Source organism: Winogradskyella pelagia (genome assembly GCF_017581965.1).
In the GTDB taxonomy this organism is placed as follows: Bacteria; Bacteroidota; Bacteroidia; order Flavobacteriales; family Flavobacteriaceae; genus Winogradskyella; species Winogradskyella pelagia.
Window position 1 is genome coordinate 254,892 of sequence record NZ_JAGEVF010000002.1, and the last position, 17,113, is coordinate 272,004.

Consider the following 17,113-nt stretch of genomic DNA (forward strand, 5'->3'; position numbering starts at 1 on the left):
ACGTATGAAATCCAAAAAATGTTACACGATTACCAACAAAAAATTAAATTTTAATTAATTTTTTGTTGGTAAGATTAATATCCTCTAACATTTCGTTTGTAAACTTAAAATGGCCTTTGGTGGTGATTAATCTAAAATGTCTTGATTTTACTGCACTTAATGTATTAAGAAATAGCCACTTGGACTTGAGCAGATTTGGTTTCTCGCTTTTAAGGCTGATATCAAAATAATGTTTGGTCCCATTCTTCTCAGCAACAATATCCGGTGTAATGGTAACCTCACTTCCTTTTTTTATAAACGATTTAGGGGTCTCATATCCTTCGGTATCTGCTTTAATATTCTCAAACCCGAGTTGTTCTAAATAGGTCACGGAGTTTTCTAAAATGTCTTTGTATTTATCCTTATCTGCTTGTATCATAGCCCAAAATATAAGGATTATTAAAGAGATTGACAAGGTATACGGCAATAACATTAGATTGGCACTATTTTTTAGAGCTCTAATCTCTTACCTAAAGCACCACTATTTTTAATATATGATATTTATCAGTGTCTAATTGCATAATGCTTCTTAGTTTAGTAACTGCTATTAACAACACACTAAAATATGATATCATGAAAACACTATTAAAATTTGCTGCGGTATTAATACTATTCTTAGGATTCACATCTTGTGATGAACTCGATGAACTCACAGAAATTGATTTTAACACAACGCTTAATGAAAGTGTATTTGTTTCGGTGCCTGCAGGTGAAGATTTAGTTTTAAACGAAACAATGCTTATTAATATTAATAATAGCGATACTCAGGATTATCTTGACGTACTACAAGATGTAAGTATTACGAGTTTCACCTACCGCTTAATTAATTTTACGGGAGATGCCAACGGTACTATATCTGGCCAGTTTGAAGCTGATGGTGTCGCGCTAGTCAATCACGATATGGTCATAAAAGACGAAGTTGACGCAGGAACGGTATTTGAAGTTACAGATCCTTCTGCATTGAATGCGATTGCCAATTCACTTAAGAGTGGTAACAATGTTTCTGTTGGTATAACAGGAACGTCTACTTGCGAAGAAGCAATGAATTTTTCAATTGCGGTTACCATTGAGTTGGCTATTACTGCAGATGTTCTTTAATTAAAGAACTAAGGTTAAAAAAAACCGCTTCAATTTTGAAGCGGTTTTTTTAGTAATAGAATTTAATCTTCTTTTTTATCGTCTCTCGACCTTCTGTCGTCTCTGCGATTATCGCGTCCACGATTATCTCTGCCTCTGTTATCACGTCCACGATTATCTCTACCGCGATTGTTATCTCTTGGCGGTCGTGGTTGCCATCCTTCTGGTTTAGGGAGAATAGCTTTGCGAGATACTTTTTCTTTACGAGTTCTAGAATCTATTCCAAAGTATTTAACATCAAATACATCTCCTATGTTTACAACATCAGATACATTTTCAGTGCGTTCCCAAGCTAATTCACTCACGTGTAAAAGAACTTCATTTCCTGGCGCTTCTGTGTATTCTACAACAGCTCCAAAATCTAACATTTTTATCACTTTTACTTCGTAAACACTACCAACTTCTGGCTTAAATAGTAACGAATCGATTTTTTCCATAACAGCATCGATACCTTTTTTACCTACACCTAGCACTTCAACAATACCTTCTTCTGTTACAGGATCTTCATTGATTACTATAGTGGTGTCCGTCTCTTTTTGTAATTCCTGAATCACTTTTCCACCAGGACCTATCAACGCTCCAATAAATTCGTTAGGAATACGTCTTGTCACCATTGTTGGTGCATGTTCCTTAACGTCTTCATTTGGTTGTGAAATGGTATCCGTTAGTTTTTCAAGGATATGTAAACGACCATCTCGTGCTTGCTTTAGTGCATTCACTAAAATCTCATAAGACAATCCTTTTACTTTAATGTCCATCTGGCAAGCGGTGATACCGTCAGCAGTACCTGTAACTTTAAAGTCCATATCACCAAGGTGATCTTCATCACCTAAAATATCTGATAATACAGCATATTTTTCACCTTCAGAAATTAATCCCATAGCAATACCGGAAACAGGTTTCTTTAATTGTACCCCAGCGTCCATTAATGCCATTGTCCCAGAACAAACGGTTGCCATAGAAGATGAACCGTTAGATTCTAAAACTTCAGACACCACTCTTACTGTATATGGACAATCTTCTGGCACCATTCCTTTTAAAGCACGTTGTGCTAAGTTACCATGACCAACTTCTCTACGAGATGTGCCACGGATAGGTCTTGCTTCACCTGTTGAAAATGGTGGGAAGTTATAATGGAGATAGAAACGTTCTTCTCCTTCAAAAGACGGCATGTCTATTTGGTTGGCCTCTCGAGATGTACCCAAAGTAACTGTTGCTAATGCTTGGGTTTCTCCACGTGTAAAAATTGCCGAACCATGGGTAGATGGTAAATAATCGATTTCACACCAAATAGGTCTAATTTCTGTAGTCTTACGACCATCTAAACGTAAACCTTCATTTAAGGTGAGGTCTCTAATCGCGGCTTTTTGTGCTTTTGCCACATATTTGTGAATGAGTTTTCCTAAATCTTCTTGCTCTTCTTCTGAGAACGAATTGAAAACGTCTTCTTTTATTTCACTGAATGCAGCACCTCTTTCATGTTTTGAGGATCCTGCTTTTGCTATGGCATATGTTTTATCATATACCATGTCATGAATTTTCTTAGCTAAATCTTCATCAGAGCGTTCTGGATCATATTCTCTAACTTCTTTTCTGCCAACAGCTTCAGCTAAACGCATTTGCGCAGCACACTGTTCTTTAATAGCTTCATGGGCAAACTTAATGGCCTCGGCCATTTCTTCTTCAGAAATCTCATCCATTTCACCTTCAACCATCATAACAGAATCAGCTGAAGCTCCAATCATCATATCGATGTCAGACTCTAACAACTGCGCTCTTGTTGGGTTGATTATAAACTCACCATTAACACGACCAACTCTTGCTTCTGAGATGGCACATTCAAACGGAAAATCTGATAATTGGATAGCGGCAGAAGCTGCCAATCCTGCCATAGCATCTGGCATTACTTCATCATCATGAGACATTAATTGAATCATTACCTGAGTTTCCGCGTGATAATCTTTTGGGAATAGTGGACGTAATACACGGTCTACTAAACGCATGGTCAAAACTTCACCATCACTAGGTCTTGCTTCTCGTTTGAAGAATCCGCCAGGATAACGTCCGGCAGCAGCAAATTTTTCTCTGTAGTCTACTGTTAGTGGCAAAAAGTCAACATCTGCTGCGTGATAATTGGAAACAACTGTACACAATAGCATACATTTTCCTGATTGAACAACAACAGAGCCGTGAGCTTGTTTTGCTAATTTTCCGGTTTCGATAGAAATTTCCCTACCGTCACCTAGGTCAATGACCTCTTTAAATGTTTTTGGAATCATAAAATTTTTAATTCTTGCTTTGATATTACACCATCAAAGTCTTGTTAAACAATGGTCGTTGTGTTGTTGTGTAGTTGTTGTATTGACCAATGAAAAACTATAGGTAGCTTCTTCAATTCGATTTTTAAACGCTTTCGATTGCGTATGCTAAAATAAAAAACCACGCCAAAAGCGTGGTCTTTTTTGATGGATTATTTACGTAATCCTAATTCCTTAACTATGGCACGATATCTTAAGACATCAACTTTAGTTAGATAGTCTAATAATGCACGACGCTTTCCAACTAATTTTACCAAAGAACGCTCAGTGTTATAATCTTTACGATTATTTTTTAAGTGTTCTGTTAAATGATTAATTCTGTGAGTAAACAGAGCAATCTGCCCTTCTGCAGAACCGGTATCGTTTTTACCTTTACCGTATTTTGCGAAGATTTCTTCTTTTTTCTCTTTAGTTAAATACATTCTAATATTATTGTAAATGATTGTTATGTACTTTGAAAGGTTTTCTTTCAGACGGCAAATATAAGTAAAATAAGTAATTTGGCTCTTTTAATGCTGAAAATTATTTTTTTCGATAAACGGTATTAAACCATTGCATCTCTCTTAAGTCAAAGGAACATATTAACAATAAAAAATTAATCATGAAAAACTTAAAAGTATTAACCAAATGTATTCTAGGCTTTGTTGTTCTAGGGCTTGTTATGTCCTCTTGTTCGGATAATGACGATAACACTGCAATAGACAATGAGACGCAGAATATAGCAGAGATTCAACAGTCTGCTGAAATCGATCAAATTGATAATGTGTTAGGTGACATTGTAGTAGAGGTTTATGAACAGCAAGAAGGTAATTTAGGGCGTATGGCAAATGCTAGCAGTGCTAGTTTTATACCAGAATGTGTTACTATTACTGTTGTGGCTCAGCAAAACTTTAGAGAGGTAACTGTAGATTTTGGTACAGAAGGTTGTGTTGTGCAAGGTCATCTTTTAAGAGGTCAGATTGTTTTTGATTACACTAGAGACCCAGAGGCTCAGCAAATTGAAATCAATTATAATCTGGTAGACTTCTTTGTAGATGCCAAAAATGTTATTGGTTCTCGTTCTATTCTACGTGAGCTGGCTAATGACAATGGAAATCCGCAATTTACTCACGATTTATCTCTAACCGTGATATGGCCTAATGGTGTGCAAGCTTCTAGGGAAGGGACAAGAATTAGAGAATGGGTTGAAGGATTTGGTAGTGGCGTATTTAGTGATAATGTATTTGAAATTACAGGAGATTGGACAGCTACTTTTGTTAACGGAAACACACATTCTTATGAGGTTGTAATACCATTACGCAGAGAAATAGGATGTATGTATTTTGTAAGTGGTTCCGTAGATGTTGAACGTACTAACTTTGGAGGAATCTTTGATTTTGGAGATGGTACTTGTGATGACCAAGCTACGTTTACTTTTAATAACGGCACAGAAATAGAAGTACAGCTTTAAAGAAAGGGTCTGCAAGACAGTTGATTACAAAAAAAGCGAGCAGTAATGCTCGCTTTTTTTATGCTCTTAAAGGTCGATTTAAAATTAAATCGAGATACAGATTAATATTTCGTTTTAAATCTTTACGATGTGTAATAAAATCAAGAAATCCGTGCTCCAATAAGAATTCTGAGGTTTGAAAACCTTCTGGTAACTCTTTTCCCGTGGTATCTCTTACAACTCGAGGTCCAGCGAAACCGATTAAAGCTCCAGGCTCAGCAATATTAATATCACCTAGCATTGCAAAGGATGCTGTTGTTCCTCCTGTAGTTGGGTCAGTACATAGTGAGATATAAGGTATTTTGGCATCAGCCAATTGCGCTAATTTTGCTGATGTTTTTGCTAGCTGCATTAATGATAAGGCTGCCTCCATCATCCGTGCGCCACCAGATTTACTGATTATCATAAACGGAACTTTCTTCTTTAGTGCGTAATCTGCTGCCCTGGCTATTTTTTCGCCAACAACACTGCCCATAGAGCCACCAATAAATGTGAAATCCATACAGGCAATAACCAAGTCCTTGCCATTAGATTTACCAACTGCCGTGCGAACAGCATCGTTAAGTCCGGTTTTTGCTTTAGCAGCCTTTAAACGCTCTGGATATTTTTTGGTATCCACAAATCTTAAAGGATCTTTAGAACTTAGGTTGGTATCTAGTTCCTTAAATTTATTGTCATCAAAGAGTATCTCGAAGTATTCATTACTCCCAATTCTCACGTGGTAGCCATCTTCTGGACTCACGTAATAATTTTGCTCTAATTCTTTAGTGTCAATGATTTTTCCGGTCGGTGATTTGTACCATAGACCTTTAGGAGTATCTTTTTTTTCCTCGGTTGAGGTTTGAATACCTTTATCTTTTCGTTTAAACCATGCCATATTAATCTACTGTTTTAGTCTTAAGGTCTTTCCTTAGGAAAGCAAAGTGATATCTAATTTATAAAACTTCTATCACTTAATGTCTTTTAGTTAGTTATAATGAAGTGTACAAAACTACTATAATAATATTTTAAGTCAAAGAATGTTAGAATTCTAATAGCCAAAGTATCGCATAACATAAGAAAACCCATTATAAATGGTTTAAATCTATAATGGGTTTTAATCGTTTGAGTTAACTGTTGTTATAAGGTATCTACGTTATTAAGATCTTCAAAAGCTTTCTTTAATCTTACCACAAAAGCATCTTCTCCTTTGCGTAACCAAACACGTGGGTCGTAATACTTTTTATTAGGTACGTCGTCTCCATCGGGATTTCCAATCTGTGTTTGTAGATAATCTTTTTTATCTTGAATGTAATCTCTAATGCCACTCATAAACGCGTATTGCATATCGGTATCAATGTTCATTTTAATAACGCCATAGCCAATAGCTTCACGGATTTCCTCTACGGTTGAACCAGATCCGCCATGGAATACAAAATCGATATGATTATGAGGTAAATTGTGTTTTTTAGACAAGAATTCTTGAGAATTTTTAAGAATTTTAGGTGTTAATTTTACATTTCCTGGTTTGTATACGCCATGGACATTGCCAAAAGCAGCAGCCACCGTAAATTGGTCGCTTACCTTGCTTAATTCTTCATAAGCATAAGCGACCTCTTCAGGCTGCGTGTATAATTTTGAATCATCTACATCGGTATTGTCAACACCATCTTCTTCACCACCTGTAATTCCTAATTCTATTTCTAGGGTCATTCCCATTTTGCTCATCCGCGCCAAATACTGTTTACAAATTTCAATATTTTCTTCAATGGGTTCCTCAGATAAATCTATCATATGAGAACTGTATAGTGGTTTACCCGTTTCTTTAAAATGTTGTTCGCTAGCATCTAACAAACCGTCTATCCAAGGTAATAATTTCTTTGCGCAATGGTCTGTATGTAAAATTACAGGCACGCCATAAGCTTCTGCCATATGATGTACATGTTTTGCACCAGCTATTGAACCTGCGATAGCTGCTTTCTGATTTTCATTGCTCAAGCCTTTCCCAGCATTGAACTGAGCACCACCGTTAGAAAATTGAATAATAACAGGTGCGTTTAGGGCTTTTGCCGTTTCTAGTACACCATTGATACTGTTAGAACCAATGACATTAACTGCTGGTAAGGCAAATCCTTTTTCTTTGGCTAATTTAAAAATATCTTGAACTTCTCTTCCTGTAGCAACGCCAGGCTTGATATTGTGACTCATAATAAATGATTGAATATTAGATATCAAAAGTACATAAAATTTGGATATTTCTAAGGGTGATATGCAATCAAAAGAGGTTTGGTTTAAGGGATTGCGTACATTTTGATTTATGACTTAAATAAGGCTTACGAGTCCAGTTGGATTGGCTGTCTTCTGGTCTTTAGAATGGATAATTAATACCAATATTGTAAACGGCATTTTTGAAGTTGTAATCCTTAAACCAGCGGTCGCCAAGCTGATAGGCTGGATCATAGGTTTTAAAGCCAACATCAAAACGCAGAACAAAAAAGTCGAAATCATAGCGGAGTCCAAAACCAGAACCGACGGCAATATCCCTTAAGGATTCTAAACTCGAAAATGTCGCGGCTTCCTCTTCAACGTTGTCAAAAACATTCCAAATGTTTCCTGCGTCAACAAAGACAGCACCACGTAAATTTCCAAATAAGTTAAAACGCTGTTCAGCACTGAAATGGAGTTTAAAATTAGCTTCATTAAACTCTTCATTTGTATCAGTGCTACCAGGACCAAGATCATAAGGTGTCCACGCTCGATTATCATTTGGTCCACCACCAAAGAAACTCTCTACAAAGGGAATACTGTTAGAGTTACCGAAAGGTATGGCAATACCAGCGTAGCCTCTAAATGCGAAAATATTTCGTTTTCCAAGACTTATATATTTCACATAGTCTAATTCTGTCTTAATATACTGGGAAAAGCTTACGCCTAAAACTTCATAATTTCCATTGTCATTTTTTTCAGCACCTGTTAAACGAGATAAGCCAGCAAGTACATTTCCTGCGGTTTCAATACGCCATTTGAATATGGAGAAATTATTATCAAATAAATTCTTTCTCGTATTCTTTCTATACGAAAAGGTACTTGAAATGATGAGGTTATTTTCTGTTAAGCGCTGTTTGCGTTCGTCTATATTGCTAACAGCAGTAAAATCCTCATCTTCTGGTGTTAAACTGGTTTGCTCATTAAGCACCTCTGAAATAAAAAGGTCGGCTTCATCGGGTATACCAAGGTTCTCATCATTACCTATATAGCCAATATCTTGAGCAATAGAATTAAGGCGATCGTATGAGGTAGAATATACACCGAAGTAATTGTCTGTATTTAGGTTTTTAACAAATAAGATATCAAAAAGCCCCAATTCATTAGTTACCGTTTCAGAAGGCTGCCAGTTGTAGGCCAGAATACTCTGAAGTGTTTGTTTATCTAATCCTATATTGGTTTGGCTAGATGTGGACAAAGTTAAACTTGTACTCGGCGACATGTACTTTGGAATAATATTGTCTGTATTAATAGGACTCCATATTCTTGGAAAGGTCAGCCTTATGTTTGCTCCAAGCTCGTTAATATCAAAGAAGGGATCATCAATATTTTTACGATCTTTAGAAGCGCCAATGGAAGTAAATCCAGTAATGTCTAAGGTCTCTGCACCTCTAAAGATATTACGAATTTTTAGTCCGGTACCAAAAGAAAATCCAACGGTTTGAATGTTGCTTTGGCTTACGTCAAAATCGAAATTTAGGCTGTATTTCTTTCTAGGGGCTAAATAGATGTTTGTAATTAGCGTACTATCTTCTGGATTCTCTACATATTCAATACTCCTAGACCCAAACATTTGCAAATCGTTAAGGTATCTCGATGTACGTCTTCTAGCCAAATCGGTGTATAGATCGCCATTATTTATAAAAACAGCATCTGTTAAGGCATTGGGTCTAAACTTTAAGCCCTCCTTGCTGTAGAGGTTATAACCATCATAGACTGTAGTGTCAGATACTGTTTTAAATCGGTTATCAAAGGTATTATCAGTAAAAATATTAACTTCTTTGATTTTAAAAGGTTTAAAAGGTCTTACGATGGTAGAGTCGTCTCCTCTAATTATTCGGTTAGAAATAATTATTTCGCTATTAATTTTTTGTTGAGTACCTATAGTATCTATTTCAAAACGAATGTAGTCTTGACCGAAATGAAAGTATCCGGAGTTTCTCAAAAATGTATTGATTCTCAATCGCTCTTTTTCAAAATTATCTTCATTGTACTGTTCTCCTTTTTTTAAAAAGGAGTTTTTCTCTATTTTGGGATAAAGTGAGTCTATTGCTGGCGTACTAATTAAAGATTTTATGGAGTCTATGGAATAGGGCTTGTTTTTTGTGATCTTGTAAATAACTTTTGCCTTTTTGTTACTGTCTTTTTCAACCTCATAGTCAACAGTATTGTCAAGCCAACCAATGGAGTAATAATATTTACGAAGGTTATTTGCTGTTACTTCAGTCTTTTTCTCATCAAAAATCACAGGAGCCTCACCAGTTCGTTTTAACCAGGAATTAAAACCTTTTTTAGTAGAAATATATTTGTCAAATTGTTTTTTAGAAAGTAAGGCTGTTCTCCGTTTTACTTTTAAGGAGTCACTAAGAATATTGGCGTCTATAATTGAATCTATGTTAGGTCTTGCGAGGTTATAAATATGAAGTTTTAAGGGGAGACTTAAACCTAATAACCCATTCATACCAGCGTTTTCTTTCTGAATGATAATATTGTTGACGCGCTCTTGTTTTATTTTTTTGCCATCTTCTAAGATGGTATTATCTACAATCAGGTACTCCTCTTTTTGAACACGCTTAACCACATTACAAGAATTAACGCCGAGCCAAACAAAAGCAAAAACAAAAACTTTAAAAAGGGTATTAAAGTATTGTCTAAGTAAATACTGACGTTGTGACGAACTCAAATTAGATGTAATTTTTCGATATTGATTCTCTTAAACAAAAATTAGTCCAAAAAAGATTTACTTTGTACTCTGTCTAACAAATGTAAAGACATTTTAATGTTATCAAAGAATCAAATTAAGTTAATTAGGAGTTTGAGTCAAAAAAAATACCGACAGGAACTTGGCTTATTCACAGTAGAGGGCGTCAAGGGTATAAATGAATTTCTAAACTCTAATTATGTGCTCTTTTCTCTTTTTTCTACAGAAGCGATTTTTGACGCAATACTAAAAGATTACCATGAGCTTACTGAAGCTGAATTAAAGAAAATATCTGCGCTAAAAACTCCAAATAAAGCCTTGGCAGTTTTTAGAATCCCAGAAGCGACAGAGCCACCAAGTGAAGGATTAATAGTGGCCTTAGATGATGTTAGGGATCCAGGGAATCTAGGGACTATTATTAGACTTTGCGATTGGTACGGCGTAGACCATATTATTTGCAGTGAAAATACAGTAGATTGTTATAATTCTAAGGTGGTACAAGCTAGTATGGGGTCATTGACACGTGTTAATCTTCACTATTTGCCTTTAAAATCGTACTTAGAATCAAATTCATTACCTGTTTTTGGGACATACATGAATGGTGAATCTGTTTATGAAAGTGCACTGCCATCCGAAGGCATTATTGTATTTGGTAATGAAGCCAATGGTATATCTGGTGAATTTGAAACTATTGTTACGCAAAAACTAACAATTCCTCAGTTTGGAAAACAGCAAAAAACTGAAAGTTTAAACGTAGCTAATGCCGCTGCAATTCTTTTAAGTGAATTTAGAAGGAGGGTTATTGAAAGGTAAAATTGATAAAAACCCCTCTTGTTTGCATGCTTGCTACATTTCCGGTCCATGGACTATTTGGATCTGCATCTCTAACGATTTCATCGTTTAAGGCAAAAATGCCACGTATAGATGGTGTAAACTTGAAATATAAAAGATAAAAGTCAATTCCAAATCCTAATTCGTAGAAATAGGTACTTTTAGTCATCCTAAATTGACCAGAACTATTATCATCAGGATTGTCTTGGTTGCTTGACAAATTTAAAGCAGCAGAAAAACCTCCAACAATAAAAGGTTTAAAATTATTAATGCGTTTGGTTGAAAACTTTAGCAGCAACGGTACATGGACATATGTAGATTTTACTTCGCGCAACAAGTCGGCATCATTAAAATCTAAACCATCGAAATAGCTTTCGTCATAACGTAGATTCCTTGTGGTAAAAAATACACCAGGTTCTAACCTTAGATTTATGTAATCATTAATCCTCAAATCTCCGACCAATCCCAGATGAAACCCAAAGGAATTGTCAACAAGAATATCCTCAAGATCTTCATTGTAATCAAACTTAAAGTCGTAGCTGTTAAATCCTAGAAAATATCCCCAAGACAGTAACTTTTGGTCAATATTATCAACGCTATTGGCAACACGTTCTTTGGAAAAAAGTTGTGCACTCAAGCCATTGAAAAACACAAGAAAAGTGACTAAGCTTAAAAGTTGCTTCATATTACAATTTGGATGCTTTATAAATAGTTGCCACGCCCATGGTCTGTGGATGGTCTTTGACATTAATAAACCCAATTTTTCTCAAAATATTGTTCAAGGTTTCGCCATAAGGAAATACTGAGGCAGATTCACTAAGATATTTATAGGCGACCTTATCTTTAGAGAATAGGCGCCCTATAACAGGTAATATAAATTTTGAATACACGTTGTATCCTAATCGGTAAATGGGATTTGTAGGAACTGAGGTTTCTAAAATAACGAATATACCGTTTGGTTTTAGCACGCGAAGAATCTCAGCAAGTCCTTTTTCCAAGTTTTCAAAATTACGAATACCAAATGCCACAGTAATCGCATCAAAACTATTGTCCTCAAAGGGTAAATCTTCAGAGTCACCTACAACCATTGTAATAGTCTCATCGAGGTTTTGAGCATTGATTTTTTGTCGCCCAACCTCTAGCATACCATCACTGATATCCAAGCCAATAATTTTTTTGGCATTTGTGGTGCTTAAATTAATAGCCAAATCACCAGTACCTGTCGCAATATCTAAAATGGTTTCAGGGTTTTGACTAGCAATAAGTTCTACCACTTTTTTACGCCACTTTACATCTATACCAAAAGAAATGACACGATTTAAACCATCATATTCTTGCGAGATGGTATCAAACATTTTAGTGACCTGAGCTTTTTTTGTAGCATCACTATTTTTATATGGTTTAACCTTTTGGGCCATTAAATTTTTTGGCAAATATAAGGTATTATAGGACTTTTGTAATCATCTAACTTGTAATTATGGACAGTTTTAAACTAATTGCTGGACAAATAATATATGTATATTTGTACCCTGATTTCAATTAGAATCAATGAAAATAATTATTGCAGGTGCTGGAGAAGTAGGGTTTCATTTAGCCAAATTATTGTCATACGAGTCGCAAGAGATAACTCTCATTGATAACAAGAAAGACAGTTTGACCTATGCCGGTGAGCATTTAGATATAAAAACTATTAAAGGTGATGCCACTTCACTTACGATTTTGCAAGAGGCAAGAATTGAGCTAGCTTCGTTGTTTATAGCCGTAACCTCATCGGAGACTACAAATATTACAGCAAGTGTACTTGCAAAACAACTTGGAGCGCAGCGCACTATTGCTAGGATTTCAAATACGGAGTTTATTGATAATAAAGAGACTATAGATTTCTCGCAATTAGGAATCGATGAATTGATTTCACCTGAGTCTCTAGCTGCTTCAGAAATACAACTTCTCCTTAATCAATATGGGTTTAATGACACCTATGAGTTTGAGGATGGCGCACTTACCATGCTAAGTCTGAGGTTGTCCAGAACCGCGGCATTTGTCGGTAAATCCGTAAGAGAGGCAGGAGAATTATATTCAGATTTGCATTTTATTCCCATAGCTATTCAGAGGTACGGGACACAGTATACCATTATTCCGAGAGGAGATACCCAATTTAAAGAAGGGGATAATGTTGTTTTCATGACCTCTAAAGGTGGAGATGACGAATTATTTCAACTATCGGGCAAAGTGAAAGTCGGAATAAAAAACGTAATGATTCTTGGCGGCAGTAAAATTGGTTATAAAACAGCTAAAGATTTATGCGCAAGTAAGTTTAACGTAAAGCTTGTTGAAAATAAAAAGTCCAATGCTGAGGACCTAGCAGACCAGTTGCCAAATGCTCTTATCATTTGCGGTGATGGTAGAAATGTTGAAATATTAGAAGAGGAGAATATCTCTGATATGGATGCTTTTATATCCGTGACGGGTAATTCTGAAACTAATATTATGTCTTGCTTATTGGCGAAATCTAAAGGGGTGAGAAAAACTATTGCCTTAGTGGAGAATATGGATTATTATCAACTGTCACAATCTATTGGTATTGATACGCTCATCAATAAAAAACTTTTAGCAGCCAATAATATTTTTAGATATATAAGAAAAGGTGAAGTTGTGGCCATGACCAAACTTACTAATATGAATGCTGAGCTTTTAGAGTTTGTTGTTAAACCTAAATCCAAGATTACCAACCAGCGCATAAAAGATTTAAACTTTCCGAAATCAGCTATTTTTGGAGGTGTTATTAGAGATGGGGAAGGATTAATTCCATTGGGAAGTTTTCAAATTGAAGCTGGTGATCGCGTTGTGGTATGTTGTTTACCGCGGTCTATCTCTGAGGTAGAAGCGTTTTTTTCGTAGCGTATGTCTAGAATACATCTTAATTATAAAATCATCTTCCATTTTTTTGGACTGCTTTTGCTGTTTAATGGTGGTTTTATGCTCATCTCAACCTTAATCAGCCTAATTTATAAAGATGGCGTTACGTTAGAGCTATTTCTGGCAGGAATGGTAACCTTGCTTATTGGGTCTTTTGCTATGATTGGTACTAAAAATCATAGAAAAGAAATGAATAAGCGGGAAGGATATATAGTTGTAGCCTTTGGTTGGATTGTGATGTCCCTGACAGGAACACTCCCGTATCTGGTTACAGGTGCTATTCCAACCTTTACTGAAGCTTTTTTCGAAACCATGTCTGGTTATACTACAACAGGTGCTAGTATTTTAAATGATATTGAGATTATTCCAAAAGGTGTTTTGTTTTGGAGAAGCACCACACACTGGATTGGTGGTATGGGAATTATAGTTTTGGCGATAGCTATTTTACCATTACTAGGTGTAGGCGGGATGCAGTTGTTTGCAGCTGAAGCTCCTGGGCCAGGAGGTGATAAGTTACATCCGAGAATTACAGATACCGCAAAGCGTTTATGGTTAATTTATGTGGGTTATACAGCGGCAGAAACTATACTCCTACAAATCGCTGGGATGTCTTTTTTCGATGCTATTAATCATGCATTAAGTACGCTTTCTACGGGTGGATTCTCTACTAAAAACGCAAGTATCGCGCATTGGAATGACAACCCTGCCATTCAATACATCATTATCTTTTTTATGTTTCTGGCTGGTACAAACTTTGTGCTGAGTTATTATCTCTTTAAGGGTAAGGTTTCTAAAATTGTAAAAGATGACGAGTTTAAGCTATACTTTAGATTTATAGCTATATTCACAATAGTGGCTGCGATTCTGATTTATTTTAGAGCTGATGTCTCCCAATCGTCTGTAACCCATCCCATGGTCCTTGGAGAGGGTGAGAGTGCCATAAGACACGGTTTGTTTCAGGTGTTGGCTATAGTAACAACAACAGGCTTTGTTACGGCAGACTATACCATGTGGACACCGTTTTTAACTGTATTCTTTTTTGGTTTAATGTTCTTAGGGGGTTCTGCAGGGAGTACTGCGGGTGGTGTAAAAGTTGTGCGCCACCTGATATTAATTAAAAATGGATTTTTAGAATTTAAGCGGGCCTTACATCCGAATGCCATTCTTCCTGTACGTTACAATAATAAATCTATTTCGGGAGAAATCGTATTTAATATTCTTGGCTTTTTTATTCTATACATGTTATCCTTTATCATTGGAGGTTTGGGCTTCTCCATGTTTCAAATGGATTTTGAATCTGCCATAGGCCTTTCCGCTTCGAGCTTGGGAAATGTCGGTCCTGCTCTTGGTGATTTCGGACCAGTGAATAATTATGCCGGATTACCAGCTTTGGGTAAGTGGTGGGCTTCGTTTTTGATGCTTTTAGGACGATTAGAATTGTTTACCATCCTCATTTTGCTGACGCCCTTTTTCTGGCGAAATCGTTAAATTTTTATTTTTTTTCAAAAAAATATAATTTTCATCTAGCCTATATATTTACTAATATTTCATGTGGATTATGTAGTGGTAAATCTTAAAGCTCTGTAATAGAAGATGTAACATTTTTGTTTGATGACCGTCATATCTACATAACCAATTAAAAATCATCATCATGGAATTATCAGTAAATCAAGATTTAGACTTAGAGCCAGAACCTTTAGTTGTTGCTTGTAACATAACCGAGGGATTGTTAAAATCAAATTACAAAATGGTTGTTAATGGAAATTTTAAAACAACCTCTTCCGATTCTATATTCAAAATCCGCCAGGGCATAAAGGCCATTCAATCTAATACTGTAAATCACGCTTCAGTTATTCTTAAACTCACACTATTTGCAGTTACCTTAATCGCTATATTCTAAAAGGTATATGCTTAGACTTATGAACTCTTACTTACTTGGGATTATGTCTTTTATATAAAACTCTTTAACTAAGAGCACAAGGGAAATGTATTAAAAAATTACGTTTATGCCACTTGGCGAATCAATGATACGCGCTTTGAAGAGTAATAAGGGCATAAATGTATAGTAAAAGTACATGGACGTCAAATAGGTTTACGAAAGTTCAAGCAGAAGAGCAACAATCTTAAGGTTCAGGTATTGGTGGCTTCAAGCGTAATAATAGCAGATTGGGTTTGGAGCATTAGGTAATCATAAAAAAGCCATAGTACAATGGTGGCACTATGGCTTTAAATTTTTGTACTTCGACCTAGTCTAAGATAGGGCTTCCTTAATACGTTTAACAGCTTCCTTAATTTCAACCTGAGAAGCTGCATACGAAATTCTTATACAGTTCGGATTTCCGAATGCTTCTCCTGTCACTGTTGCGACAAGGGCTTCCTCAAGAAGGAATATGGCCATATCACTTGAATTATTTATGGTTTTTCCTTTAATGGTTTTTCCAAAATAGGAAGAAACGTCTGGAAAAACATAAAAAGCACCTTCAGGTTCATTGGTTTTAAAACCGTCAATATCATTTAACAATCCTAATATTAATTGTCGTCTTACCTTGAATTCATCAACCATATATTGTACGCTCGAAGCAGGGGCTTCTAGAGCGGTAATAACAGCTCTTTGAGCAATGCAATTAGCGCCACTGGTAACTTGGCCTTGTATTTTATTGCAGGCGCGTGCAATCCAATCTGGCGCTCCGATATATCCAATTCTCCAACCTGTCATCGCAAAAGCTTTAGAAACACCGTTAACCGTGATAGTACGATTGTACATATCATCAAATTGAGCCATGCTATAATGACCACCTTTAAAATTGATATGCTCATAAATTTCGTCAGAAACAATATAAATATTAGGATGTTTTTTTAAAACATCTGCTAAGGCCCTTAATTCTTCTTTGCTATAAACGGATCCGCTTGGATTGCAAGGCGAACTATACCAAATCATTTTGGTTTTAGGTGTTATCGCTGCTTCTAATTGTGCTGCAGTCATTTTAAAGTCGTTCTCTATAGAGGTTTTAACTTCTACTGGGACGCCTTCGTTTAACTTAACAATGTCGCTGTAGCTTACCCAATATGGACAAGGAAGAATGACTTCGTCCCCGTCGTTAAGTAGTACTGACGCTATGTTAAAAAGTGCTTGTTTGGCACCAGTTGAAACTACAATTTGAGGCAGGCTATAGTCTAGACCATTATCTCTCTTAAACTTTGTGATTATAGCGTTCTTTAAATCTACATAACCATCAACAGGAGTATAACTATTGTAATTATCATTAATAGCTTGTATAGCAGCATCCTTTATAAAATCTGGTGTGTCAAAATCTGGTTCTCCCAGGCTTAACCCTATAATATCTTTTCCTTCTGCTCGAAGTTCTCTTGCCTTAGCAGCCATAGCTAAGGTTGCTGATGTAGACAAATTAGTGACTCTATCAGATAATTGATTCATCT

Annotated in this window: 15 protein-coding genes; 6 read left to right on the plus strand and 9 right to left on the minus strand. The window is 36.0% G+C overall.

From position 1 onward, the window contains the following. Positions 1-43: 43 nt before the first annotated feature. The gene (locus J4050_RS03515) at positions 44-418 is read right to left on the minus strand and encodes a hypothetical protein (RefSeq protein WP_208152569.1); all 375 of its coding nucleotides are present in this window, start codon (positions 416-418) and stop codon (positions 44-46) included. Between the two features lie 194 nt (positions 419-612). On the opposite strand from J4050_RS03515, the gene J4050_RS03520 reads away from it, so the two are divergent. Then, positions 613-1,137, plus strand: coding sequence for a hypothetical protein (locus tag J4050_RS03520; RefSeq protein ID WP_208152570.1), 525 nt, complete (start codon positions 613-615; stop codon positions 1,135-1,137). 62 nt (positions 1,138-1,199) lie between these two features. Here J4050_RS03520 and J4050_RS03525 read toward each other — a convergent pair whose 3' ends face one another. Both J4050_RS03525 and rpsO read right to left on the minus strand, forming a co-directional pair. Beyond that, complete coding sequence (locus J4050_RS03525; RefSeq protein ID WP_208152571.1) at positions 1,200-3,455, minus strand: polyribonucleotide nucleotidyltransferase; 2,256 nt, start codon at positions 3,453-3,455, stop codon at positions 1,200-1,202. A 191-nt stretch (positions 3,456-3,646) separates the two neighbouring features. Then, on the minus strand, positions 3,647-3,916 hold the full coding sequence (rpsO, locus tag J4050_RS03530; protein ID WP_208152572.1) for a 30S ribosomal protein S15: 270 nt from the start codon (positions 3,914-3,916) through the stop codon (positions 3,647-3,649). A 179-nt stretch (positions 3,917-4,095) separates the two neighbouring features. Here rpsO and J4050_RS03535 point away from each other — a divergent pair, with 179 nt between their 5' ends. Continuing rightward, positions 4,096-4,944, plus strand: coding sequence for a hypothetical protein (locus J4050_RS03535; RefSeq protein WP_208152573.1), 849 nt, complete (start codon positions 4,096-4,098; stop codon positions 4,942-4,944). A 58-nt stretch (positions 4,945-5,002) separates the two neighbouring features. Here J4050_RS03535 and accD read toward each other — a convergent pair whose 3' ends face one another. The 3 genes from accD to tamL all read right to left on the minus strand — a co-directional run bounded on the left by accD (position 5,003) and on the right by tamL (position 9,910). After that, positions 5,003-5,860, minus strand: a complete 858-nt coding sequence (accD, locus tag J4050_RS03540; RefSeq protein ID WP_208152574.1) for an acetyl-CoA carboxylase, carboxyltransferase subunit beta — start codon at positions 5,858-5,860, stop codon at positions 5,003-5,005. Between the two features lie 242 nt (positions 5,861-6,102). Continuing rightward, positions 6,103-7,170 (minus strand): class II fructose-bisphosphate aldolase, encoded by a 1,068-nt coding sequence (gene fbaA / locus J4050_RS03545; protein ID WP_208152575.1) that lies wholly within the window; start codon positions 7,168-7,170, stop codon positions 6,103-6,105. A 160-nt stretch (positions 7,171-7,330) separates the two neighbouring features. Then, positions 7,331-9,910, minus strand: a complete 2,580-nt coding sequence (tamL, locus tag J4050_RS03550) for a translocation and assembly module lipoprotein TamL (protein ID WP_208152576.1) — start codon at positions 9,908-9,910, stop codon at positions 7,331-7,333. A gap of 96 nt (positions 9,911-10,006) precedes the next feature. On the opposite strand from tamL, the gene J4050_RS03555 reads away from it, so the two are divergent. Continuing rightward, positions 10,007-10,741 (plus strand): TrmH family RNA methyltransferase, encoded by a 735-nt coding sequence (locus tag J4050_RS03555; protein ID WP_208152577.1) that lies wholly within the window; start codon positions 10,007-10,009, stop codon positions 10,739-10,741. Here J4050_RS03555 and porT read toward each other — a convergent pair. After that, positions 10,728-11,444 carry a type IX secretion/gliding motility protein PorT/SprT gene (gene porT / locus J4050_RS03560; protein ID WP_208152752.1) on the minus strand — a complete coding sequence of 239 codons (717 nt, stop codon included), beginning with the start codon at positions 11,442-11,444 and terminating at the stop codon, positions 10,728-10,730. The two genes, J4050_RS03555 and porT, sit on opposite strands and share 14 nt — an antisense overlap. A gap of 1 nt (position 11,445) precedes the next feature. After that, positions 11,446-12,177: a bifunctional demethylmenaquinone methyltransferase/2-methoxy-6-polyprenyl-1,4-benzoquinol methylase UbiE gene (gene ubiE, locus J4050_RS03565; protein ID WP_208152578.1), complete on the minus strand. Its 732-nt coding sequence runs from the start codon at positions 12,175-12,177 to the stop codon at positions 11,446-11,448. 130 nt (positions 12,178-12,307) lie between these two features. On the opposite strand from ubiE, the gene trkA reads away from it, so the two are divergent. The 3 genes from trkA to J4050_RS03580 all read left to right on the plus strand — a co-directional run bounded on the left by trkA (position 12,308) and on the right by J4050_RS03580 (position 15,575). Further along, positions 12,308-13,657 carry a Trk system potassium transporter TrkA gene (trkA, locus tag J4050_RS03570; RefSeq protein WP_208152579.1) on the plus strand — a complete coding sequence of 450 codons (1,350 nt, stop codon included), beginning with the start codon at positions 12,308-12,310 and terminating at the stop codon, positions 13,655-13,657. A gap of 3 nt (positions 13,658-13,660) precedes the next feature. Beyond that, positions 13,661-15,163 carry a TrkH family potassium uptake protein gene (locus J4050_RS03575; protein ID WP_208152580.1) on the plus strand — a complete coding sequence of 501 codons (1,503 nt, stop codon included), beginning with the start codon at positions 13,661-13,663 and terminating at the stop codon, positions 15,161-15,163. A gap of 163 nt (positions 15,164-15,326) precedes the next feature. After that, complete coding sequence (locus J4050_RS03580) at positions 15,327-15,575, plus strand: hypothetical protein (protein ID WP_208152581.1); 249 nt, start codon at positions 15,327-15,329, stop codon at positions 15,573-15,575. 351 nt (positions 15,576-15,926) lie between these two features. Here J4050_RS03580 and J4050_RS03585 read toward each other — a convergent pair whose 3' ends face one another. Then, entirely contained in the window at positions 15,927-17,111 is a 1,185-nt protein-coding gene (locus J4050_RS03585) for a pyridoxal phosphate-dependent aminotransferase (RefSeq protein ID WP_208152582.1), read from the minus strand. Positions 17,112-17,113: the final 2 nt, after the last annotated feature.

What these genes read in the sequence shown, in the direction of transcription:
- J4050_RS03515 (WP_208152569.1), bottom strand. Translation starts at nt 418, where the DNA reads ATGATACAAGCAGATAAGGATAAATACAAAGACATTTTAGAAAACTCC.
- J4050_RS03520 (WP_208152570.1), top strand. Translation starts at nt 613, where the DNA reads ATGAAAACACTATTAAAATTTGCTGCGGTATTAATACTATTCTTAGGA.
- J4050_RS03525 (WP_208152571.1), bottom strand. Translation starts at nt 3,455, where the DNA reads ATGATTCCAAAAACATTTAAAGAGGTCATTGACCTAGGTGACGGTAGG.
- rpsO (WP_208152572.1), bottom strand. Translation starts at nt 3,916, where the DNA reads ATGTATTTAACTAAAGAGAAAAAAGAAGAAATCTTCGCAAAATACGGT.
- J4050_RS03535 (WP_208152573.1), top strand. Translation starts at nt 4,096, where the DNA reads ATGAAAAACTTAAAAGTATTAACCAAATGTATTCTAGGCTTTGTTGTT.
- accD (WP_208152574.1), bottom strand. Translation starts at nt 5,860, where the DNA reads ATGGCATGGTTTAAACGAAAAGATAAAGGTATTCAAACCTCAACCGAG.
- fbaA (WP_208152575.1), bottom strand. Translation starts at nt 7,170, where the DNA reads ATGAGTCACAATATCAAGCCTGGCGTTGCTACAGGAAGAGAAGTTCAA.
- J4050_RS03555 (WP_208152577.1), top strand. Translation starts at nt 10,007, where the DNA reads ATGTTATCAAAGAATCAAATTAAGTTAATTAGGAGTTTGAGTCAAAAA.
- porT (WP_208152752.1), bottom strand. Translation starts at nt 11,444, where the DNA reads ATGAAGCAACTTTTAAGCTTAGTCACTTTTCTTGTGTTTTTCAATGGC.
- ubiE (WP_208152578.1), bottom strand. Translation starts at nt 12,177, where the DNA reads ATGGCCCAAAAGGTTAAACCATATAAAAATAGTGATGCTACAAAAAAA.
- trkA (WP_208152579.1), top strand. Translation starts at nt 12,308, where the DNA reads ATGAAAATAATTATTGCAGGTGCTGGAGAAGTAGGGTTTCATTTAGCC.
- J4050_RS03575 (WP_208152580.1), top strand. Translation starts at nt 13,661, where the DNA reads ATGTCTAGAATACATCTTAATTATAAAATCATCTTCCATTTTTTTGGA.
- J4050_RS03580 (WP_208152581.1), top strand. Translation starts at nt 15,327, where the DNA reads ATGGAATTATCAGTAAATCAAGATTTAGACTTAGAGCCAGAACCTTTA.
- J4050_RS03585 (WP_208152582.1), bottom strand. Translation starts at nt 17,111, where the DNA reads ATGAATCAATTATCTGATAGAGTCACTAATTTGTCTACATCAGCAACC.